This window comes from Pantoea sp. SYBGC1 (assembly GCF_057197005.1).
The window spans coordinates 72,006-91,654 of record NZ_JBXUNM010000011.1; the positions used below are offsets into that span (position 1 = coordinate 72,006).

The window sequence follows — 19,649 nt, forward strand, 5'->3', positions numbered from 1 at the left end:
TGCGGGTGTCCTTATGCGTTGCGATTCAGCCAAGCCATGTACTCGCCCACGCCCTGTGCGACAGTTTTAAATGGCTTGTCATAGCCCGCTTCACGCAGTTTTGTCAGATCGGCCTGGGTAAATGCCTGATAGCGTCCTTTGAGTTTATCCGGAAAAGGAATGTACTCAATCTGGCCCTTCTGATGGAATTTAAGCACGGCATCAGCCACTTCCTGGAACGATTCTGCGCGTCCGGTGCCGCAGTTATAGATACCGGATACGCCGTTCTCCCAGCACCACAGGTTTACAGCCACAACATCATCTACATGAATAAAATCACGGCGGAAGCTGTCGCTGCCTTCAAACAGCTTAGGATTTTCGCCGTTGCTGATTTGCGTATTCAGATGAAATGCCACGCTGGCCATACTGCCTTTGTGCCCTTCGCGCGGACCATACACATTGAAATAGCGGAAACCACACACCGGCGAATCCGCTTCAGGCAGAATCTGACGCACGTAGTGATCGAACAGCATTTTTGAATAGCCATAGACGTTCAGCGGCTCTTCATACTGGCGCTCTTCAATAAAGTTTTCATTGCGGCCACCATAGGTCGCGGCAGAAGAGGCGTAGAGAAACGGGATCTCGCGCTCAAGGCAGAAATGCAGGAGATCTTTAGAGTACTGATAGTTGTTATCCATCATGTACTTGCCATCCCACTCGGTGGTGGCGGAGCAGGCACCTTCATGGAATACCGCTTCAATCGGCCCCAGATCTTCGCCTGACATGATGTAAGAGAGAAACTCCTCTTTATCCATATAATCAGCGATATCCAGATCTGCCAGATTGACGAATTTGGTGCCATCTTTCAGGTTATCCACGACCAGAATGTCGCTATGACCGCGATCGTTAAGCGCTTTAACGATGTTGCTGCCAATCATGCCAGCGCCGCCGGTAACGATAATCATATGCTTAGCCTTTAATCAGTTAGGGTGAAACAGAAGGTTTCACGCACGAATACTTATCATCATAACATTTCAGCCCTGTCCGGACAGCCAGATGCGTGAGGCGTATCGCACAAACGCTGACCACGGCGTGAACTATGCTGCAAAACGAACATTTAACTGGCTGAAATATCGTCTGCCTGCTATTTGCTCAGTAAGATGCTCCGGTAATTGGCGATCTAAGGAGCAGAATCATGTCCGATCAGTTTTATTCGCAAATCCGTCAGCAGCTTGAGACAACGCATCAGGACGGATTGTTCAAACAGGAGCGTCGTATTACGTCAGCTCAGCAGGCGGAGATCAGCGTTGATCACGGCACGCCGGTCATTAACTTTTGTGCCAATAACTATCTCGGTCTGGCGAATCATCCGGCGCTGATTCAGGCAGCGAAAGAGGGGATGGATTCCCACGGCTTTGGTATGGCGTCAGTGCGCTTTATCTGCGGTACGCAGGATACGCATCAGCAGCTGGAGCGTAAGCTGGCTGACTTTCTTGGTATGGAAGCGTCCATTCTTTTCTCCTCCTGTTTTGACGCTAACGGCGGTCTGTTTGAGGCGCTGCTGGGTCCGGAGGATGCCATTATTTCCGATGCGCTGAATCACGCCTCCATCATTGATGGCATACGCCTGTGTAAGGCGCAGCGCTATCGCTACGCCAATAACGATATGCAGGCGCTGCGTACCTGCCTGCAGGAGGCGCGCGATAAAGGTGCCCGGCATATCGCGATCGCTACCGATGGCGTGTTCTCTATGGATGGCGTGATTGCCAACCTGCAGGAAATTTGCGACCTGGCGGAGGAGTTTAATGCGCTGGTCATCGTCGATGATTCTCACGCGGTGGGCGTTATCGGCGCAACGGGGCGCGGCACGCATGAATACTGCGACGTGATGGATCGCGTTGATATCCTCACGGGAACCTTAGGTAAAGCGCTGGGCGGTGCCTCTGGCGGCTATGTGGCCGCGAAAAAAGAGGTCGTGGAGTGGCTGCGTCAGCGTGCTCGTCCCTATCTGTTTTCTAACTCGCTGGCCCCGGCAATTGTCGCGGCCTCGCTGCGGGTGCTGGATCTGCTAAGTGAGGGTGACGGTCTGCGCCAGCGGCTATGGGATAACGCGCGCTTCTTCCGGGAGAAGATGACCGCGGCAGGCTTCACGCTGGCCGGCGCCGATCACGCCATCATTCCGGTGATGCTGGGTGAGGCAAACGTAGCGCAGCAGTTTGCCACGCTGCTGCAGCAGGAAGGCATTTACGTCACCGGCTTTTTCTATCCGGTGGTGCCGCAGGGCCAGGCGCGCATCCGCACGCAGATGTCTGCCGCTCATACGCAGGCGCAGCTGGAACAGGCTGTCGCCGCTTTTATCCGCGTTGGCCAGCGGCTGGGCGTGATTGCTGCAGGAGCAGAACAATGAAAGCACTTGTCAAACTGAAAGCTGAAGAGGGGATCTGGATGGTGCAGGATGCACCGGTGCCGGAGCCCGGTCATAACGATCTGCTGATTAAGATCCGCAAAACCGCTATTTGCGGTACGGATATCCACATCTACAACTGGGATGAGTGGTCGCGTAAAACCATTCCGGTCCCGATGATCACCGGACATGAGTATGTCGGTGAAGTCGTCGGCATGGGACAGGAGGTAAAAGGCTTCGCCATCGGCGATCGCGTTTCCGGCGAGGGGCATATTACCTGCGGCCACTGCCGCAACTGCCGGGCAGGGCGGACGCACCTGTGCCGCAATACGGTGGGCGTGGGGGTCAATCGGCAGGGCTGCTTCGCGGAGTATCTGGTTATCCCGGCATACAACGCGTTTAAAATTCCCGATAACATTTCTGACGAACTGGCAGCCATCTTTGATCCGTTCGGCAACGCCGTACATACCGCGCTGTCATTTGATCTGCCCGGTGAAGATGTCCTGATCTGCGGCGCCGGGCCAATTGGTATTATGGCTGCCGCCGTCTGCAGGCACGCAGGTGCCCGTCACGTTGTGATCACTGATGTGAATGAATACCGTCTGAGTCTGGCACGCGAGATGGGCGTGACCCGTGCGGTTAACGTGGCGCAGGAAAATCTGCGCGACGTAATGCAGGATCTCGGTATGACCGAAGGATTCGACGTCGGGCTGGAGATGTCAGGCGCACCGGCAGCTTTCCGCACGATGCTGGAAACCATGAATCATGGCGGGCGCATTGCGCTACTCGGTATTCCACCCGGCGACATGTCGATCGACTGGAATCTGGTCATCTTCAAGGGGCTGTTTATCAAAGGGATTTATGGCCGTGAGATGTTTGAAACCTGGTACAAGATGGCGGCGCTGATTCAGTCCGGACTGGATCTCACGCCGGTGATCACCCACCGCTATCATATCGACGCGTTTCAGCAGGGGTTTGACGACATGCGCTCCGGACGATCAGGAAAAGTGGTGCTGAGCTGGGACTAAACGGACTCCGGCCCGCAGGCCGGAGTAGTATCAGCCGCGTTTTTTCTCTTCGTCCGTCAGGTAGCGTACTTTGCGCGTATAGTCCTGACCTTTAAACTGCAGCGGCTGCGCCGGGTCCTGCAGGTACTTCTGCCATTCGCTTAACGGAAAACCGCCGTGTGCGCCAATGACCTCAGGCGGAATGACCGCTACCGTTCCGCCAATGCGCTTGGAGACCGGCCAGTTTGCCCACTCGCCCAGGTTAACCGTAACCAGATCGAGCATATCCAGCAGCGCAGAGAGCGGCAGCTGATCGGTGGGGGGCTGATTATCATTCATCAGTTCCCAGGTATCCTGAAACAGCGTCAGCCACAGCGGGCAGATACGCTTCCAGGTCTGACGCGTGGCGGCCAGATAAGCGCCGTTGACATGGTCAACCAGATAGGGCCGGATGGCGGGTTTATAGTACGCCGGGATCTGCTCCTCAGCCGCGTTTTCAAGTTTGGCAATCATTCTGCCTTCTCTGAAGCTGGAGTAAAGATGGCCTTCACGCAGGCTGAGGGCCGGATCTTTAAGCAGATTGAGGTCAGAGTCGATCATCAGAATCGCGTCACCGCTGGCCTGCAAAGGCGCCTGCAGTTTGATCAGCCGGCTGCGGTAAATCTGTTTATAACGGTAGCGCTCTTCGCGGTGCGGAATGGTCAGCGTGGCAACACGGGTCTTTGCCGGCAGCTCACCAAATTTTATCGCGGGCTGGTCGCTGACGATAACAATCTCCGTGACGCTGGTGGCAAAACGGCTGGCAAAGCAGGCGCTGAGCAGCGCTTCTTCAATATAGTCCTCACCCGCACACGGGATCACCACGGAGGTGACAGGAGTCGTGCCCTGCACGCGACTCTGGCTGTAGGGAATATTGTGCCGCGCGCGAATATGACGGAAACGTTTATTAAAAAAATTAAGCATGACTCTTTTCCTGAATAACATTAGCCAGAACCGTTTCTACGCCCTGAATATAGTTTTCAATAGCGTAATGTTCGCGTACCTTTCCGGCAGCCGTGTCGGTTAATTTCTGACGTAATTCTCTGTTCTCCCACAGAGCGATCAGCTGCTGTGTCAGCTCTGCAATATCACCATATTCAAACAGCAACCCGGTCTGGTTGTGTTCAATCAGCTCAGCTGTCCCGGTTACCCGCGATCCGATAACGGCGGTATTGACCAGCATCGCTTCAAGCACCACGCGGGGTAAGCCCTCACTTTGCGAGGCCAGTATGAACGTGTCGAACGCGGCCAGAAAATCCAGCGCATTATTTTTAAAACCGGTGAAAACGATGCGGTCAGCAATCTGCTCTTTTTCTGCCAGCTGTGCAAGGTTAGCCTGTTCCGGACCAGTACCGACAATCAGCATTTTCCAGTTAGCGTGAGGGTAAAGGCGATGAAACCGGCCCAGTGCGCTCAGCGTGTGGTGATTGGCTTTACGCGCTATCAGCGACCCAATAGAGCCAAACACAAAGGTCTCTGGTGCAATCTGCAGCGCCTGACGAACCGCGGTACGATCGGGTAACGGCTGGTGGATATCGATGGCATTGCTGACGGTATGGCAGAGGTGCTGATGGACACCATGACGCTGCAGCGTATGACTGACACCGTGTGAAACACAGATAATCGCCTCACAGTCCCGGTTCAGCATCGTGACCAGCTGGCGATTCAGTACCGGGTCAATACGGCAGTGCTGAACCACCGGAATACCAAGCGGGCGGGCTGCCAGATAGCCCTCAGTGTTGGTACTGGGCTGATTATTCATATAAAGCAGGTCAAACTGCCCGGATTGCAGAAGCGCGCCAATCTTGTGCGCGTTCGGGATAATACGCCATCGGCGATCCACAAAATGAATCGCGTTTTTTCTGCTCTCTTTGCTGAAAAAAAGCAGCGTGCGGACTATTTCTTTGCTGATTTTTGCCCAGAGAGGTTGTTTGCGCTGCGGAATAAACGTCACCGGAATCGTTAACGATCCAAGAATTTGCTCGATGGTTTCGTTATTGCCGCGCGAATAATTATGATAAAAGCAGCAGGTAATATCGAACTGGTTACGATCGATCCGCTTCAGTAATTCCAGCATGCTATTCGTGCCGCCGCCCCACTCGCGACCATTATCAAGCAGTAGAATTTTTCGTTTATGCGGCGTCATTCCTGCTGATGTCCTTGTTCTGTGCCGTGAGTTTTCCGGCAAGAGTATAAACTTTCTGGCTGCAATGTGAATGTCAGCGGTGCGGTTGCCCGCACCGCTGATTTAAAACAGCGCTTTCAGTTTGAGCATAAAAGGATTCTGCATCAGGCCTTCGCCGATAATTTCCACTGCCCGCTGCTGCGGCACTGGGGCGGCGCTGACTTTACAGATGGCAGGCACGCGGAAGCGCACGCTTACGGGTTTAACCGGAGAGGCTGCGGCAGGTTTTGCGCTGTGACGCAGCGGCTCATTCAGCAGCTGCCCTGGCGTAACCAGCGTAATATCAGCCGGAAGGGAAGGCAGCATCTGCTGCAGCACGCGCACTGTTGTCGGGTGCGGATGGCCGATAGCGATAGCAAACCCGTCCCGCTGTGCCAGCTTAACTGCACGGGTAAACTGCTGCCGTACCATCGCTTCGTTTTGATTATCATCAAGAAACACGCGGCGCTTCACCACTTTGATCTGCGTTCCCTGCGCCGCTGCAACGGCCTGACTATTGCCAATGGTCATGCTGTCGAGAAAATAGTAGTTGTAGTGATTCAGCACCTGCATCACTTTCTGCATGCCGGGCAGGCTGGAGGTCATTTTACTGCCCATATGATTGTTCAGGCCAACCGCGTAGGGAACTTTATCGCTGGCTTCACGGATAATGCGGGCGATTTCGTCGCTGCTCATCTCCGGCGTCAGAGTATCTTTTTCCAGCGGCTGTTTGCTGAGCGGCGCCATCGGCAGATGAATCAATACTTCATGACCGCGCTGATGGGCTTTGGTTGCCATCTCACGCGCATGCGGGGCGTTAGGCAGTACGGCAACGGAAATGGCCGCCGGCATCGCCAGCACTTTGTTCTCTTCGGTGGGACGGTAGCCAAAATCATCAATGACAATCGCTAATTTTGCCGCCTGCACGCTGAAACTCAGGAGAGCTCCGCATAACAGGGCGGGTAACGTTCGGGATAAAAACAGCACTTATCTTCCTAACCACGGTAGTGGGTTAACAGCTTTGCCCTGACGGCGGATCTCAAAATAGAGTGACGGCGTACCGCGGCCGCCGCTGGTACCTACCAGCGCCACCGGCTGACCAGCTTTGACCTGCGCACCGACGCTTACCAGTGCGCTCTGGTTATAGCCGTACAGGCTCATATCGCCTTTACCGTGCTCCAGCACCACAACCAGCCCGTAGCCCTGCAGCCAGTCGGCCATCAGTACCCGTCCATCCGCAATCGCTTTCACTTCGGTGCCTTCCGGTGCATCAATCACCAGTCCTTTCCAGCGTAGCTCACCCTGCATCGCCTCACCGAAGCGGTGTTCAATTCTGCCGCGTACCGGCCAGAAAGCCTGGCCACCTGCGCGCCCCAGCCCGCCGGTACGCGCCATCAGTTCACGCTCGCTCTGCGTGGGGGCATAGCTGGAGCCTTTCGCTTTGGCCTGCGCCTGACGCTGGCGCACCTTCTCAGCTTCGCGCGCCTCGCGCTCGGCCCGCTGACGCGCTTCGCGCTCTGCTTTGGCAATTTTATCCTGCAGACGGCTTTCGTTCTGACGCATTTCAACCAGGTCGGCCTGATCTTTTTCCAGCGCGTTCTCCAGCGCGGAGAGGGTCTTTTTGCGGGCGGCGCTGGCGTTTTCCAGTTTGCTTTGCTGCGCCTGCTGCTGAGCGAGCAGATTTTTTTGCTGCTGCTGTTTGCTCTGCATGGTCAGACGCTGCTCAGCCAGCTGCTGCCGTGTCTGCCGCAGCTCATCGATATTTTTTTGCCGCGCGGCGTTGAGGTAACCAAAATAGGCCAGGATGCGTTCACTGCGCTGCGCTTCTGCGCCGCCCAGCAGCAGCTGCACACCATTATGCTGCCCCTGACGAAAAGCGGCGTCGAGCTGCTGCGCCAGCAGGCTCTCCTGCTGCGTCTGCTGTTTTTCAAGGCGGGAGATAGAGGCGGTAAGCTGAGCAACCTCTTTGTCGAGCGTGCTTAAGCTGTTGCGCGTTTCGCGTAGCTGACGGCTCGCCTGCGCAATAATCTTCTCCTGACTCCGGAGCTGATCGAGCAGTTTACTGCGCTCGACTTTCTGCGCTTTAACGCTCTTCTCTTTTTCCGCGATACTTTGCTGAATGGTTTTTAGCTGCGCTTTATTGTCGTCAGCGCTGTAACCCGTAACAGGCAGCAAAAAAATACCCGCACACAGCAGGCTGAGGGAGAGGGGGGACCAGCGGAATACCAGCTGAGAAGCCGGGCCGTTGTAATGAGTCCTTGTAGGTGTAATGCGCGCTTTTCCCTTCATAGTTGATAATTATTCCACGATGAACAGCCGCTTACCAGTTATCCCGGCCAGCTTTTAGATTACGAAACGTGTCGCTTTAAAGCTTAGCGCGATAAACATTGTCTGAATTTTGCGATTAAAACATTTTTTTTGGAAAATGACGCACAAATCGTATCTCTGCCCGCATCGCGACTGTACATGCGAAGTGGCGCAGGTATACTCAGAACCCTTGTTTTAGCTTATAAGCCCGGTCTGGAGTCGTTACCTCTCATGCAAGAAATCATGCAGTTTGCAAGCAATCACCCCATCCTTAGTCTGGCATGGGTCGTTTTACTTATTCTGGTGATTGTGACCACCGTTAAAGGGATGTTCTCTAAGGTAAAAACCATCAGCCGTGGCGAAGCGACCCATCTGATCAATAAAGAGAACGCGGTGGTAGTAGACGTGCGTTCACGCGACGATTATCGCAAGGGACATATTTCCGGCGCGGTTAACGTAGCAGCAGCAGATATTAAAAAAGGCAGCTTCGGCGAGCTGGAAAAGCACAAGTCGCAGCCCATAATTGTGGTATGTGCCACTGGTCAGAGCGCGGGCGATTCAGCAGCAACGCTGAGCGCAGCAGGCTTTGAACATGTCGCTGTCCTGAAAGATGGCGTCAGCGGCTGGAGTGGCGAAAACCTGCCGCTGGTTCGCGGTAAATAATCATCTGAGGTATTCCGCATGGCTAATGTTGAGATTTACACCAAAGTAACCTGCCCATACTGCCATCGTGCAAAGGCATTACTGGATCAGAAAGGCGTTTCTTATCAGGAGATCCCTATCGATGGGGACGCAATGAAACGTGAAGAGATGATCAGGCGCAGTGGCCGCACCACGGTGCCGCAGGTTTTTATCGACGCTCAGCACATCGGTGGCTGCGACGATCTCTACGCGCTGGACGGGCGTCAGGGACTCGATCCTCTGCTTCAGGCTTAACTCTTCTGCACTGATAATTATCACTTAAGGACTTAGTAACATGTCAGAACAAAGCACCAACGAAATGCAGTTCCAGATCCAGCGCGTTTATACCAAAGATGTCTCTTTTGAAGCGCCAAACGCACCTCAGGTTTTTCAGAAAGAGTGGGAGCCGGAAGTCAAACTGGATCTGGACACCGCCTCTTCTCAGCTGGCTGATGAAGTGTATGAAGTGGTGCTGCGCGTGACGGTAACCGCAACCGTAGGCGAAGAGACCGCATTCCTGTGCGAAGTACAGCAGGCGGGTATCTTTACCATCAGCGGGATTGATGGCACGCAGATGGCGCACTGCCTTGGCGCATATTGCCCGAACATTCTGTTCCCTTACGCACGTGAGTGCGTGACCAGCCTGGTTTCACGCGGTACGTTCCCGCAGCTCAATCTGGCTCCGGTTAACTTCGATGCGCTGTTCATGAACTACCTGCAGCAGCAAGGTGAAGGCGAAGCGCCACGTCAGGATGCCTGATGACAACACATAACGCGTCTATCAGCGTACTCGGTGCCGGCTCGTACGGCACCGCTCTCGCTATCACGCTGGCTCGCAACGGGCATCCGGTTCTGCTCTGGGGCCATAATCCGCAAAGCGTCGCCCGCCTGCAGGCTGACCGCTGTAACACCGCTTTCCTGCCCGATGTTCCTTTTCCCGATAATCTGTTCCCTGAAGCCGATCTCGCCCAGGTCGTTCGCGCGAGCCGCGATCTGCTGGTGGTGGTACCGAGCCATGTTTTTGGCGACGTGCTGCAGCAGATTAAACCTTACCTGCGTACCGATTCCCGTGTTGTCTGGGCCACCAAAGGCCTGGAAAAAGAGACCGGCCGTCTGCTGCAGGACGTTGCGCGGGAGATCCTGGGCGACGCTATTCCGCTAGCGGTGATTTCCGGGCCCACTTTTGCCAAAGAGCTGGCGGCCGGTTTACCTACCGCTATCGCACTTGCGGCGACCGATGCGGAGTTTGCTGACGATCTGCAGCAGAAGCTGCACTGCGGCAAAAGCTTCCGCGTGTATAACAACGCCGATTTTACCGGTGTTCAGCTGGGCGGTGCCGTTAAAAACGTTATTGCTATCGGTGCCGGCATCTCAGACGGTATCGGTTTCGGCGCTAACGCACGTACCGCACTGATCACCCGCGGCCTGGCAGAGATGAGCCGTCTGGGCGCAGCGCTGGGTGCCGATCCGGTGACGTTTATGGGTATGGCAGGACTGGGCGATCTGGTGCTGACCTGTACCGATAATCAGTCACGCAATCGCCGTTTTGGCATGATGCTGGGTCAGGGCGAGAGCGTTGAAGAGGCGCAACGCATTATCGGACAAGTTGTAGAAGGCTACAGAAATACTAAAGAAGTCAAAGCCCTGGCAGCGAGAATGGGCGTTGAAATGCCGATAACCGAGCAGATTTATCAGGTCCTGTATTGCGAAAAAACGGCGCGAGAGGCAGCATTAAGCTTACTGGGCCGTGCAAGGAAGGACGAAAACAGCCCGGGCTAGAGCAGGATGCTCAGCACACCAACCTGTAGCGCCTTTGCGGCGCTTTTTTATCGGGAGTAAACAGCAATGTCGTCTGAAGAGTTAGAACTGGTCTGGAACCATATCAAAGCAGAAGCCAGAGCGCTGGCAGATTGCGAACCGATGCTGGCCAGCTTTTATCATGCGACGTTGCTGAAACATGAAAATCTCGGCAGTGCGCTCAGCTACATGCTGGCGAACAAGCTGGCGAATCCGATTATGCCTGCTATCGCCGTGCGTGAAATTGTTGAAGAAGCGTATCGTCAGGATCCGGAGATGATTGTCTCAGCGGCCTATGATATTCAGGCCGTACGCCAGCGCGATCCGGCAGTAGACAAATACTCTACACCGCTGCTCTACCTGAAAGGCTTCCATGCGCTGCAGGCCTATCGTATTGGCCACTGGCTGTGGAAAGAGGGCCGCCGCGCGCTGGCTGTCTATCTGCAAAATGAGATCTCCGTTTCCTTCGCCGTTGATATTCACCCGGCGGCCCGTATCGGGCGCGGAATCATGCTGGATCACGCTACGGGTATTGTGATCGGCGAAACGGCCGTAGTAGAAAATGATGTCTCTATCCTGCAATCCGTTACGCTGGGCGGGACCGGCAAAACCAGTGGCGATCGCCATCCTAAAATTCGCGAAGGCGTTATGATTGGTGCCGGCGCTAAAATCCTCGGCAACATAGATGTAGGTCGCGGAGCAAAAATCGGTGCCGGCTCGGTGGTACTGCAGCCTGTTCCCCCGCATACCACCGCCGCCGGCGTTCCGGCGCGCATTGTGGGTAAACCCGCCAGCGATAAACCCTCAATGGATATGGATCAGCATTTTACCGGCGCCGGTTTTGAATATGGCGACGGGATTTAATCTCTGATCAGCGCGCCGGCGAAGTCGAGCTGGCGCCAGGCTTCATACACCACTACTGATACGGCATTAGAAAGATTCATGCTGCGGCTTTCGGCGCGCATCGGGATGCGTATCTTCTGTCCGGCAGGCAGGGCGTCAAGGATTTCAGCGGGCAGGCCCCGGCTTTCCGGGCCAAACAGCAGATAGTCCCCGGCCTGATAGCTGACGGCGCTGTGTGCTGGCGTACCTTTCGTGGTCAGGGCAAACAGACACTGCGGCGCCTCAGACGCGAGGAAAGCGCTGTAGCTGGCGTGTTTTTTCAGCGCGGTATATTCATGATAATCAAGCCCGGCGCGGCGCAGCCGTTTGTCATCCCACGCAAAGCCAAGCGGCTCGATCAGATGCAGCTGAAAGCCGGTGTTAGCACACAGGCGGATGATATTACCGGTGTTGGGTGGTATTTCAGGTTCAAATAAAACAATGTTCAGCATAAGGCCCCCGCAATCAGGGGCCGAAGCATAACAAATTACTGGCGGGCAGAGTATAGCGGGAGCCAGAGCGTCAGACGCAGTCCGCCCAGCGGGCTGTTATCTGCTTTGACCCAGCCGCGATGCTGCTGTACGGCCGTCTCCACAATCGCCAGTCCAAGCCCGGTGCCGCCAGACTCGCGATCGCGCGCTTCATCAGTGCGATAAAACGGGCGGAAAATCTGCTCGCGATCTTCTTCGCTCACGCCCGGACCGTCATCATCTACGTGAACGGTAATGCCCTGTATATCCACCGAGAAGCTCACGCTGATGTGTGAATCAGAATAGCGCAGCGCATTGCGCACGATATTTTCCAGAGCGCTCTCCAGCGCATGCGGGTTGCCATACAGTGGCCACGGACCTGGCGGATAGGGCACTTCCATGGTTTTACCCATCTGTTCCGCTTCAAAGCGCGCATCCTCCAGCACGCCGTTCCACAGCTGGTTTGCTTTCATCGCCTCGCTGACCAGGGCGTTTTTATGCTGGGTACGTGACAGCACCAGCAGATCGTTGATCATGCCATCCAGCCGCTGCGCTTCTGTCTCAATGCGCTGCAGCTCTTTACCTTCGCCGTGACGACGGCGCAGCAGAGCCGTAGCCAGCTGGAGGCGCGTCAGCGGCGTGCGCAGTTCATGGCTGATGTCGGACAACAGGCGCTGCTGGGCAGTCATCATGCGCTCAAGCGCGCTGACCATCTGATTAAAACTGGATCCGGCCGCCAGAAACTCCTGCGGACCTGACTCCAGTTCAGGATGCTGGCGCAGGTTGCCGCTGGCCACTTCATCCGCCGCATATTTCAGCTTACGCGCCGGTCGTGCCAGGCTCCATGCCAGCCAGAGCAGCAGCGGTGAGCTAATCAGCATCGTGACGATCAGCAGCAGCAGCGGCCGATCAAATAACAGGTTGATAAAATCGAGCTGGGAGCTGGTGGCTGGCCGGATCAGATAGAGCTGATAGTTATCTTCACCGTCGCGTACGGCAAAGGGACCAACCATCTCAACGCGGCCATATTTTTTCTTCTGCGGGTGATCGGCGTTGTCTGACTGACCGATAAAGTTGCGGATCACCTGCATTTCGTTGTGCTGTGCGCCGATGACCCGGCCTTCACTGGTGACCAGCAGCAGGCGCTGACCCGGCGGTGCCCATTTGTCGATAGCGCGAAACAGCCGGCGCCACCACATCAGGTCATTAGGCGGATCCTGAGAGAGCTCCGCTTCAACATGCTGTTCAATCATGGTGCCCTGCCGCTGTTCGCTTTCCATCAGAGCGGTCATCTGACGCGAATCGAGCTTGGGCACCATCAGGACCAGCATCAACACCAGCGCCAGCGTAAGCCAGAAGATGGCGAAGATGCGGGTCGTCAGACTGCCTATCATGATGCAGAAACCATCAGATAGCCGCGTCCGCGCAGCGTTTTGAACCATGGATGGCCATCACGGCGCTCAGGGAGTTTGCGGCGCAGGTTGGAGATATGCATATCGATGGCACGGTCAAAGGGTGTCAGGCGTTTGCCAAGCACTTCCTGACTGAGATGCTCGCGCGATACCACCTGGCCAAGATGCTGCGCCAGCAGGTAAAGCAGCGTGAACTCGGTGCCGGTGAGATCGAGCGTTTCGTTATCGAAGCTCGCCTCCTGACGCCCCGGATTCAGACGCAGGCAGTCGACTTCAAGCGTCGGCGAACTGGTATCGTGCTGCTGTTGCTGCTGCTCGCTCCAGTTTGAACGCCGCAGGATCGCGCGAATACGCGCCACCAGTTCGCGGTCATTGAACGGTTTAGGCAGGTAGTCGTCTGCCCCCAGCTCCAGCCCCAGAACGCGATCCAGTTCGCTGCCGCGTGCGGTCAGCATAATGACCGGCGTCTGATGCTGCTGACGCAGCTCTTTCAATGTATCGATACCGTTTTTCTTCGGCATCATGACATCCAGCAGCAGCAGGTCAACAGAGCTGTCCAGCAGGGTAAGTGCCTGCTCTCCATCGCTGGCTACAATGACTTCAAACCCTTCCATTTCGAGTAATTCTTTAAGCAGCGAAGTTAATTCGCGGTCGTCATCTACCAACAGGATTTTATTCATTTTTTATTGCCCTCCGCAGGCAAAATACCGTGTTCCCACACTGGCAATCCAACGCTTTACGTAGTTTTACACCCCCTGACGGTTGTTTGCAGCTGCCACCGTAAACTGGGTCTCGTTGAATCGCAAAACAGAGCAAACCGGGAGTAAACGATGCGCAACTTAACCGTCATCGTCATTGCTTCAGCGATGGTTCTTAGTCACGCCAGCGCAGTTGCAGCAGAGACGACAGCGATTGAAGAGATGCATCAAAACGGCGGCTTGACGACAGGCAGTATGACGCAAAATCCGCAAAGTCACATGTTCGATGGTATCGAGCTTACTGAACAGCAGCGGCAGCAAATGCGGGACCTGATGCAGCAAGCACGTCATGAGCGCCCGGTGTTAAGCGTTCAGGATATTGAAACTATGCATGACCTTGTCACCGCAGACAAATTTAATGAATCGGCGATCCGCCAGCTGGCTGAAAAACAGGCCCGCGCGCAGGTTGACCTGCAGGTAGAGATGGCCCGGGTTCGTAATCAGATGTACCACCTGCTGACGCCTGTGCAGCAGGCAGCGTTAAAAAAGAATCATGAACGCCGGCTGAACGATGTTCGTCGGTTCTCAGGATTGCAGTCGTCGTCATCGCTGCAAGCAGTGAGTAGCACCAGTAGTAACCAGTAACATAGTATCCCTGTTTTTCCTTGCCATAGACACCATCCCTGTCTTCCCCCGCCATGATGGCGGGGTTTTTTTTGCCCGCCGTATGCCGTTGCCGGAGAATCGTGCCTCGCAGACGCAGCCTGCCGGACTGATGATAAACTTGTTTTCAGTTAAGACGGACACGCGCATCTGTTTAATAGGGCGAAATATGGATTCTGAATATGCAACACTGGTCCGGCGCGCTGCGCTGGCCGCCACCTCACTGGCGCTGGCGCTGCTGCTGGTCAAAATATTTGCCTGGTGGTACACCGGCTCGGTCAGCGTGCTGGCGGCGCTGGTGGATTCGCTGGTAGATATCGCTGCCTCGCTGACTAATCTGCTGGTGGTGCGTTATGCGCTGCAGCCCGCCGACGATGACCACACTTTCGGGCATGGCAAAGCCGAATCGCTGGCGGCGCTGGCGCAGAGCATGTTTATCTCCGGCTCCGCGCTCTTTCTGTTTCTGACCGGCATTCAGCACCTGGCAAAGCCGGAAACGCTGCGCGCGCCGCTGGTCGGCGTTGTCGTCACCATTGTTGCCCTCTTTTCCACGCTGGCGCTGGTGGCTTTCCAGCGCTGGGTGGTGCGGCGCACCCGCAGTCAGGCGATTCGCGCCGATATGCTGCACTATCAGTCGGATATCGTTATGAATGGTGCAATTTTGGTGGCGCTGGGTCTGAGCAGCTACGGTTTTGTGCGCGCTGATGCGCTGTTTGCGCTGGGGATCGGCGTCTATATCCTCTATAACGCGCTGCGCATGGGGTATGAAGCCGTGCAGGCGCTACTGGATCGCGCGCTGCCGGAGCAGGAGAAGCAGCAGATTATCGCACTGGTGACGCAGTGGCCTGGCGTATGCGGCGCGCATGCACTGCGTACCAGGCAGTCAGGGCCGACGCGGTTTATTCAGCTGCATCTGGAAATGGAAGATGCGCTGCCGCTGGTTCAGGCGCATCACGTTGCTGATGAGATTGAACAGGCGCTGCGCCGGAAATTTCCTGGTTCTGACATTATCATTCACCAGGATCCCTGCTCGGTTGTCCCGGAGCATCAGCAGGGATTTTTCCGCTTTTAGCTTTTTTAATTCAGGCGCTTATATGCTAAAAATGACAAAACGCTAACAACTCTTTAAAAAATTAGCGAAAACTTGTCTGACCTGAATCAATTCAGCATTGAGCCTTTGATATACTATCTGCAACTATTAAGCCCCACGTTCGGGAGCAGGCATGACCCGATCGATCGGCGGGAATAATCCTTAGTTTTGAACAATCCAGAGGTTGTCATGATCAAAAAAATCGGAGTACTGACCAGTGGCGGCGACGCCCCGGGCATGAACGCAGCCATTCGCGGAGTTGTCCGTTCCGCCCTGAGTGAAGGCCTGGAAGTTTTTGGTATCTATGACGGCTATCTGGGTCTGTATGAAGATCGCATGATTAATCTCGACCGCTACAGCGTTTCTGACATGATCAACCGCGGCGGTACTTTTCTCGGCTCGGCGCGCTTTCCGGAGTTCCGCAATGAAGAGGTGCGTCAGGCAGCGATTGAAAACATGAAGAAGCGGGGTATCGATGCGCTGGTGGTGATTGGCGGTGACGGCTCCTACATGGGTGCCAAACGGCTGACTGAGATGGGTTTCCCCTGCATCGGTCTGCCAGGCACCATCGATAACGACGTGGCCGGCACTGACTACACCATCGGTTATTTCACCGCGCTGGAAACCGTGGTGGAAGCGATTGACCGCCTGCGCGATACCTCCTCATCGCATCAGCGCATCTCAATTGTGGAAGTGATGGGCCGCTACTGTGGCGATCTGACGCTGGCAGCGGCGATTGCCGGCGGCTGTGAATTTATTGTGCTGCCGGAAATCCCGTATACCCGTGAAGAGCTGGTTGAAGAGATTAAAGCGGGCATTGCAAAAGGGAAAAAACACGCCATCGTGGCGATTACCGAGCACATCTGCGATATCGACGATCTGGCGCGCTTTATTGAAGAAGAGACAAAGCGTGAAACCCGCGCCACCGTGCTCGGACATATCCAGCGTGGTGGCGCGCCCTGTGCTTACGACCGCATTCTGGCGTCGCGTATGGGCGCCTACTCGATTGAGCTGCTGCTGCAGGGCTATGGCGGCCGCTGCGTCGGGATCCAGAATGAGAAGATGGTGCACCACGATATCATCGATGCGATTGAGAATATGAAACGTCCTTTCAAGCGCGACTGGCTCGACACGGCGAAAAAGCTCTACTGACGGGCATAAAGGCGCGAATCCGTTCGCGCCTTTTTCTTTTTTATATTCCCGCAAGTTATAACTGCTTATTTTTAATTCTTTAATCCACTGTTCGCTTTGTGTCACTCTTGCCGCATAACCTACGCGGGAGAGCAGGAAATGAATAAGTGGAGTATCGGCATCACCTTGTTACTGGCATCGTCTGGTGCGCTGGCAAAGGATTATCAGCTGTTAAACGTCTCATACGATCCTACCCGCGAACTGTACGAACAATATAACAAGGCCTTCAGCGCCCATTACAAGCAGGAAACCGGTGATAACGTGGTGATCCGTCAGTCGCACGGCGGTTCAGGCAAGCAGGCGACCTCTGTCATCAACGGTATTCGTGCCGATGTGGTTACGCTGGCGCTGCAGTCCGATGTGGATGCGATTGCTGAGCGCGGTCGTATCGACAAAAACTGGATCAAACGCCTGCCGGATAACTCCGCGCCCTATACCTCCACCATTGTGTTTCTGGTACGCAAAGGCAATCCCAAAAATATTCATGACTGGTCAGATCTGACTAAGCCCGGCATATCCGTGATCACGCCAAATCCGAAAACCTCCGGCGGCGCCCGCTGGAATTATCTGGCGGCATGGGGCTGGGCACTGGATCAGAATCAGGGCGACCAGGCTAAAGCGCTCGCTTATGTGAAAGCACTGTTTAAAAATGTTGAGGTGCAGGATTCCGGCGCGCGCGGCGCAACCAACACGTTTGTAGAGCGCGGAATAGGCGACGTACTGATCGCCTGGGAAAACGAAGCGTATCTGGCGGTGGAAAAACTGGGCAAAGATAAGTTTGAAATCGTGACGCCAGGCGAGTCTATTCTTGCAGAGCCAACGGTTTCCGTGGTGGATAAAGTAGTCGACGCGCAGGGTACACGCAGCGTGGCGGAAGCTTACCTGAAATATCTCTACTCGCCGGAAGGCCAGACTATCGCAGCGCAGAACTTTTATCGTCCGCGTGATGCAGAAGTCGCGAAGAAGTTTGCCAGCACCTTTGCACCGGTAAAACTCTTCACCGTAGATGAGAAATTTGGCGGCTGGAGTAAAGCGCAGAAAGATCACTTCGCCGACGGTGGCAGCTACGATCAGGTGATGAAACCCTGACTTCCCGCAGTCAGTAATTAAAAAGGTCAGCTTTTGCTGGCCTTTTTTTGTACAGGAATCGATATATGATAGTCATCACGCTGAATGACTGATTAAAATCAGACCCTTTAATCAGCGGCTAAGGGATTGATTATGAGAGAAAGGAATCGCTTTTTATCAGGGCTGGTATGGAGTCTGGCTATCATTATCGTCATGCTGAGCATAGCCATTTTTTATTACTACCGGAATGGCGAGGCGCTGTGGCGGATTGTAAGCGAACAGTGTGTGCCCGCTATGGCGCAACACAGCAAACCGGCCCCTTGCAAAGAAGTTAATCTCCGGCAGGGTCATGTTATCTACAAAGATATTAAAGGCCCGCATCATTATCTGCTGATGCCGATCGAAAAAATAACCGGTATGGAAAGTCCGGTGTTGCTGGACCCGGACACGCCCAACTTTTTCGCGGCTGCGTGGCAGCATCGCGATCTGCTGGTGCAGGACAGTCAGCCAGTCAGCGATAGCGCGTTTTCTCTGGCGATCAACGCGCAGTATGGACGTTCGCAAAATCAGCTGCATATCCATTTATCCTGCCTGCGTCCGGAGGTGCGTCAGCAGCTCGATAACCAGGCATCTCATCTGCATGACGCGTGGCAGCCTGTGACAATAAACCGGCATCGCTATCTGGTTCGCGCAATCTCTGAAGCCCAGCTGTTCAATCAAAGTGCGTTTATCCGTCTTGCCAAAGAAGTGGCAGGGGCGCGCGAAAAAATGGGTCACTATGGGATGGCATTGACAGCATTACCGGATGGCCGATTAGCGCTGCTGGCGCTGGAGCGTAACTGGCTGATGCTGAACGGTGGCTCGGCAGGCGAACTTCAGGATTATCAGTGTCAGCTGCTCAATAAGTAAATGTATAAAAAAGGCGGCCTTAAGGCCGCCCTGAGACAGGTTATAAAGAGCTTATGCCTTTTTCGCTGCCGCCGCGGCTTTGACGATCACTGCAAATGCATCTGCTTTCAGCGACGCGCCGCCGACCAGCGCACCGTCAATATCGGGCTGGGTAAAGAGTTCAGCCGCATTTTTATCGTTTACTGAGCCGCCATACTGAATAATGACCTGCTGTGCGACAGCGGCATCTTTCTTCGCAATATGGTCGCGAATAAATTTATGTACCGCCTGCGCCTGGGCTGGTGTGGCAGACTTGCCGGTGCCGATAGCCCAGACGGGCTCATAGGCAATGACTGCGCCTTCAAACGCCGCTGCGCCCTGCGTTTCCAGCACGGCATCCAGCTGACGTGCGCACACCTCTTCGGTTTTGCCTGCTTCATTTTCCGCTTCGGTTTCGCCGATGCAGAGTACCGGCACCAGACCTGCCTCTTTCAGCACCGCAAACTTCTTCGCGATAAATTCGTCGCTCTCTTTGTGATAAGTGCGACGCTCAGAGTGACCGATGATGATGTACTTTGCGCCGATATCTTTCAGCATCTCTGCGGAGGTTTCACCGGTGAATGCACCTGAAAGGTTCACATCGACATTCTGCGCGCCCAGCGCAATGTGGCTACCGGAAATCGCATGTTTTGCCTGATCCAGATAAATTGCCGGTGGGGCAATCGCTACACCACAGCCGTCCACGCCTGACAGCGCGGTACGCAGACCTTCAATCAGCTCGCCGGTCATCTGCTTGCTGCCATTCAGTTTCCAGTTACCCATAACCAGTGGATGTCGCATTCGTTCCTCCGCATTACGCGATTCATGAAATAGCGCTGCCGTCATGGCAGCGATGTCTGCCAGACAGTA

21 protein-coding genes are annotated in these 19,649 nt (G+C 54.9%); 12 read left to right on the top strand and 9 right to left on the bottom strand.

Going from position 1 to position 19,649, the window contains the following annotated elements:
* Positions 1–11 precede the first annotated feature (11 nt).
* Positions 12–944, bottom strand: coding sequence for an ADP-glyceromanno-heptose 6-epimerase (gene rfaD, locus AC2CF9_RS15865; RefSeq protein ID WP_484557437.1), 933 nt, complete (start codon positions 942–944; stop codon positions 12–14).
* Between the two features lie 230 nt (positions 945–1,174).
* Between rfaD and AC2CF9_RS15870 the strand changes: the two genes are divergently transcribed.
* Both AC2CF9_RS15870 and tdh read left to right on the top strand, forming a co-directional pair.
* On the top strand, positions 1,175–2,386 hold the full coding sequence (locus AC2CF9_RS15870) for a glycine C-acetyltransferase (RefSeq protein WP_484557438.1): 1,212 nt from the start codon (positions 1,175–1,177) through the stop codon (positions 2,384–2,386).
* A complete protein-coding gene (tdh, locus tag AC2CF9_RS15875) occupies positions 2,383–3,411 on the top strand; it encodes an L-threonine 3-dehydrogenase (protein ID WP_484557439.1) in 1,029 nt (342 codons plus the stop codon). Before AC2CF9_RS15870 ends, tdh begins: the two co-directional genes overlap by 4 nt.
* A gap of 30 nt (positions 3,412–3,441) precedes the next feature.
* Here tdh and AC2CF9_RS15880 read toward each other — a convergent pair whose 3' ends face one another.
* The 4 genes from AC2CF9_RS15880 to envC form a co-directional block, all read right to left on the bottom strand.
* The gene (locus AC2CF9_RS15880; protein ID WP_484557440.1) at positions 3,442–4,353 is read right to left on the bottom strand and encodes a glycosyltransferase family A protein; all 912 of its coding nucleotides are present in this window, start codon (positions 4,351–4,353) and stop codon (positions 3,442–3,444) included.
* Positions 4,346–5,575 carry a glycosyltransferase gene (locus tag AC2CF9_RS15885; RefSeq protein WP_484557441.1) on the bottom strand — a complete coding sequence of 410 codons (1,230 nt, stop codon included), beginning with the start codon at positions 5,573–5,575 and terminating at the stop codon, positions 4,346–4,348. The genes AC2CF9_RS15880 and AC2CF9_RS15885 overlap by 8 nt, the downstream gene beginning before the upstream one ends.
* Before the next feature lie 102 nt (positions 5,576–5,677).
* On the bottom strand, positions 5,678–6,577 hold the full coding sequence (locus tag AC2CF9_RS15890) for a divergent polysaccharide deacetylase family protein (protein WP_484557460.1): 900 nt from the start codon (positions 6,575–6,577) through the stop codon (positions 5,678–5,680).
* 3 nt (positions 6,578–6,580) lie between these two features.
* Complete coding sequence (envC, locus tag AC2CF9_RS15895) at positions 6,581–7,882, bottom strand: murein hydrolase activator EnvC (RefSeq protein WP_150018389.1); 1,302 nt, start codon at positions 7,880–7,882, stop codon at positions 6,581–6,583.
* Between the two features lie 249 nt (positions 7,883–8,131).
* On the opposite strand from envC, the gene AC2CF9_RS15900 reads away from it, so the two are divergent.
* From AC2CF9_RS15900 to cysE, 5 genes are all read left to right on the top strand, one after another.
* Positions 8,132–8,563 carry a rhodanese-like domain-containing protein gene (locus tag AC2CF9_RS15900; RefSeq protein ID WP_039381227.1) on the top strand — a complete coding sequence of 144 codons (432 nt, stop codon included), beginning with the start codon at positions 8,132–8,134 and terminating at the stop codon, positions 8,561–8,563.
* An 18-nt stretch (positions 8,564–8,581) separates the two neighbouring features.
* Positions 8,582–8,836, top strand: a complete 255-nt coding sequence (gene grxC / locus AC2CF9_RS15905; RefSeq protein ID WP_039381226.1) for a glutaredoxin 3 — start codon at positions 8,582–8,584, stop codon at positions 8,834–8,836.
* Between the two features lie 40 nt (positions 8,837–8,876).
* A complete protein-coding gene (gene secB, locus AC2CF9_RS15910) occupies positions 8,877–9,341 on the top strand; it encodes a protein-export chaperone SecB (RefSeq protein WP_039381225.1) in 465 nt (154 codons plus the stop codon).
* Entirely contained in the window at positions 9,341–10,360 is a 1,020-nt protein-coding gene (gene gpsA / locus AC2CF9_RS15915) for an NAD(P)H-dependent glycerol-3-phosphate dehydrogenase (RefSeq protein WP_484557442.1), read from the top strand. Before secB ends, gpsA begins: the two co-directional genes overlap by 1 nt.
* A gap of 66 nt (positions 10,361–10,426) precedes the next feature.
* Entirely contained in the window at positions 10,427–11,242 is an 816-nt protein-coding gene (gene cysE / locus AC2CF9_RS15920; RefSeq protein ID WP_039381223.1) for a serine O-acetyltransferase, read from the top strand.
* Here the strand turns inward: cysE and trmL are convergent.
* From trmL to cpxR, 3 genes are read right to left on the bottom strand one after another with little or no spacing between them, the layout of a single operon-like run.
* Positions 11,239–11,712, bottom strand: a complete 474-nt coding sequence (trmL, locus tag AC2CF9_RS15925; RefSeq protein ID WP_484557443.1) for a tRNA (uridine(34)/cytosine(34)/5-carboxymethylaminomethyluridine(34)-2'-O)-methyltransferase TrmL — start codon at positions 11,710–11,712, stop codon at positions 11,239–11,241. The genes cysE and trmL overlap by 4 nt on opposite strands.
* A 35-nt stretch (positions 11,713–11,747) precedes the next feature.
* Positions 11,748–13,124: an envelope stress sensor histidine kinase CpxA gene (gene cpxA / locus AC2CF9_RS15930; protein ID WP_039381221.1), complete on the bottom strand. Its 1,377-nt coding sequence runs from the start codon at positions 13,122–13,124 to the stop codon at positions 11,748–11,750.
* Positions 13,121–13,822: an envelope stress response regulator transcription factor CpxR gene (gene cpxR / locus AC2CF9_RS15935; RefSeq protein WP_039381220.1), complete on the bottom strand. Its 702-nt coding sequence runs from the start codon at positions 13,820–13,822 to the stop codon at positions 13,121–13,123. The genes cpxA and cpxR overlap by 4 nt, the downstream gene beginning before the upstream one ends.
* 150 nt (positions 13,823–13,972) lie before the next feature.
* Between cpxR and cpxP the strand changes: the two genes are divergently transcribed.
* The 5 genes from cpxP to AC2CF9_RS15960 all read left to right on the top strand — a co-directional run bounded on the left by cpxP (position 13,973) and on the right by AC2CF9_RS15960 (position 18,761).
* A complete protein-coding gene (gene cpxP / locus AC2CF9_RS15940; protein WP_039381219.1) occupies positions 13,973–14,485 on the top strand; it encodes a cell-envelope stress modulator CpxP in 513 nt (170 codons plus the stop codon).
* Positions 14,486–14,672: 187 nt separating this feature from the next.
* Positions 14,673–15,575: a CDF family cation-efflux transporter FieF gene (gene fieF, locus AC2CF9_RS15945; RefSeq protein WP_484557444.1), complete on the top strand. Its 903-nt coding sequence runs from the start codon at positions 14,673–14,675 to the stop codon at positions 15,573–15,575.
* A 207-nt stretch (positions 15,576–15,782) separates the two neighbouring features.
* Positions 15,783–16,745 (top strand): 6-phosphofructokinase, encoded by a 963-nt coding sequence (gene pfkA, locus AC2CF9_RS15950; RefSeq protein WP_039381217.1) that lies wholly within the window; start codon positions 15,783–15,785, stop codon positions 16,743–16,745.
* A 138-nt stretch (positions 16,746–16,883) separates the two neighbouring features.
* A complete protein-coding gene (locus AC2CF9_RS15955; protein ID WP_150018384.1) occupies positions 16,884–17,873 on the top strand; it encodes a sulfate ABC transporter substrate-binding protein in 990 nt (329 codons plus the stop codon).
* 132 nt (positions 17,874–18,005) lie between these two features.
* A complete protein-coding gene (locus tag AC2CF9_RS15960) occupies positions 18,006–18,761 on the top strand; it encodes a CDP-diacylglycerol diphosphatase (protein WP_484557445.1) in 756 nt (251 codons plus the stop codon).
* Between the two features lie 51 nt (positions 18,762–18,812).
* Here the strand turns inward: AC2CF9_RS15960 and tpiA are convergent, their stop codons facing one another.
* Positions 18,813–19,580 carry a triose-phosphate isomerase gene (gene tpiA / locus AC2CF9_RS15965; protein ID WP_039381215.1) on the bottom strand — a complete coding sequence of 256 codons (768 nt, stop codon included), beginning with the start codon at positions 19,578–19,580 and terminating at the stop codon, positions 18,813–18,815.
* Between the last annotated feature and the right edge of the window lie 69 nt (positions 19,581–19,649).

Excerpts from the sequence above, each read along its gene's own strand:
- rfaD (WP_484557437.1), bottom strand. The coding sequence starts at position 944 with ATGATTATCGTTACCGGCGGCGCTGGCATGATTGGCAGCAACATCGTT.
- AC2CF9_RS15870 (WP_484557438.1), top strand. The coding sequence starts at position 1,175 with ATGTCCGATCAGTTTTATTCGCAAATCCGTCAGCAGCTTGAGACAACG.
- tdh (WP_484557439.1), top strand. The coding sequence starts at position 2,383 with ATGAAAGCACTTGTCAAACTGAAAGCTGAAGAGGGGATCTGGATGGTG.
- AC2CF9_RS15880 (WP_484557440.1), bottom strand. The coding sequence starts at position 4,353 with ATGCTTAATTTTTTTAATAAACGTTTCCGTCATATTCGCGCGCGGCAC.
- AC2CF9_RS15885 (WP_484557441.1), bottom strand. The coding sequence starts at position 5,575 with ATGACGCCGCATAAACGAAAAATTCTACTGCTTGATAATGGTCGCGAG.
- envC (WP_150018389.1), bottom strand. The coding sequence starts at position 7,882 with ATGAAGGGAAAAGCGCGCATTACACCTACAAGGACTCATTACAACGGC.
- AC2CF9_RS15900 (WP_039381227.1), top strand. The coding sequence starts at position 8,132 with ATGCAAGAAATCATGCAGTTTGCAAGCAATCACCCCATCCTTAGTCTG.
- grxC (WP_039381226.1), top strand. The coding sequence starts at position 8,582 with ATGGCTAATGTTGAGATTTACACCAAAGTAACCTGCCCATACTGCCAT.
- secB (WP_039381225.1), top strand. The coding sequence starts at position 8,877 with ATGTCAGAACAAAGCACCAACGAAATGCAGTTCCAGATCCAGCGCGTT.
- gpsA (WP_484557442.1), top strand. The coding sequence starts at position 9,341 with ATGACAACACATAACGCGTCTATCAGCGTACTCGGTGCCGGCTCGTAC.
- cysE (WP_039381223.1), top strand. The coding sequence starts at position 10,427 with ATGTCGTCTGAAGAGTTAGAACTGGTCTGGAACCATATCAAAGCAGAA.
- trmL (WP_484557443.1), bottom strand. The coding sequence starts at position 11,712 with ATGCTGAACATTGTTTTATTTGAACCTGAAATACCACCCAACACCGGT.
- cpxA (WP_039381221.1), bottom strand. The coding sequence starts at position 13,124 with ATGATAGGCAGTCTGACGACCCGCATCTTCGCCATCTTCTGGCTTACG.
- cpxR (WP_039381220.1), bottom strand. The coding sequence starts at position 13,822 with ATGAATAAAATCCTGTTGGTAGATGACGACCGCGAATTAACTTCGCTG.
- cpxP (WP_039381219.1), top strand. The coding sequence starts at position 13,973 with ATGCGCAACTTAACCGTCATCGTCATTGCTTCAGCGATGGTTCTTAGT.
- fieF (WP_484557444.1), top strand. The coding sequence starts at position 14,673 with ATGGATTCTGAATATGCAACACTGGTCCGGCGCGCTGCGCTGGCCGCC.
- pfkA (WP_039381217.1), top strand. The coding sequence starts at position 15,783 with ATGATCAAAAAAATCGGAGTACTGACCAGTGGCGGCGACGCCCCGGGC.
- AC2CF9_RS15955 (WP_150018384.1), top strand. The coding sequence starts at position 16,884 with ATGAATAAGTGGAGTATCGGCATCACCTTGTTACTGGCATCGTCTGGT.
- AC2CF9_RS15960 (WP_484557445.1), top strand. The coding sequence starts at position 18,006 with ATGAGAGAAAGGAATCGCTTTTTATCAGGGCTGGTATGGAGTCTGGCT.
- tpiA (WP_039381215.1), bottom strand. The coding sequence starts at position 19,580 with ATGCGACATCCACTGGTTATGGGTAACTGGAAACTGAATGGCAGCAAG.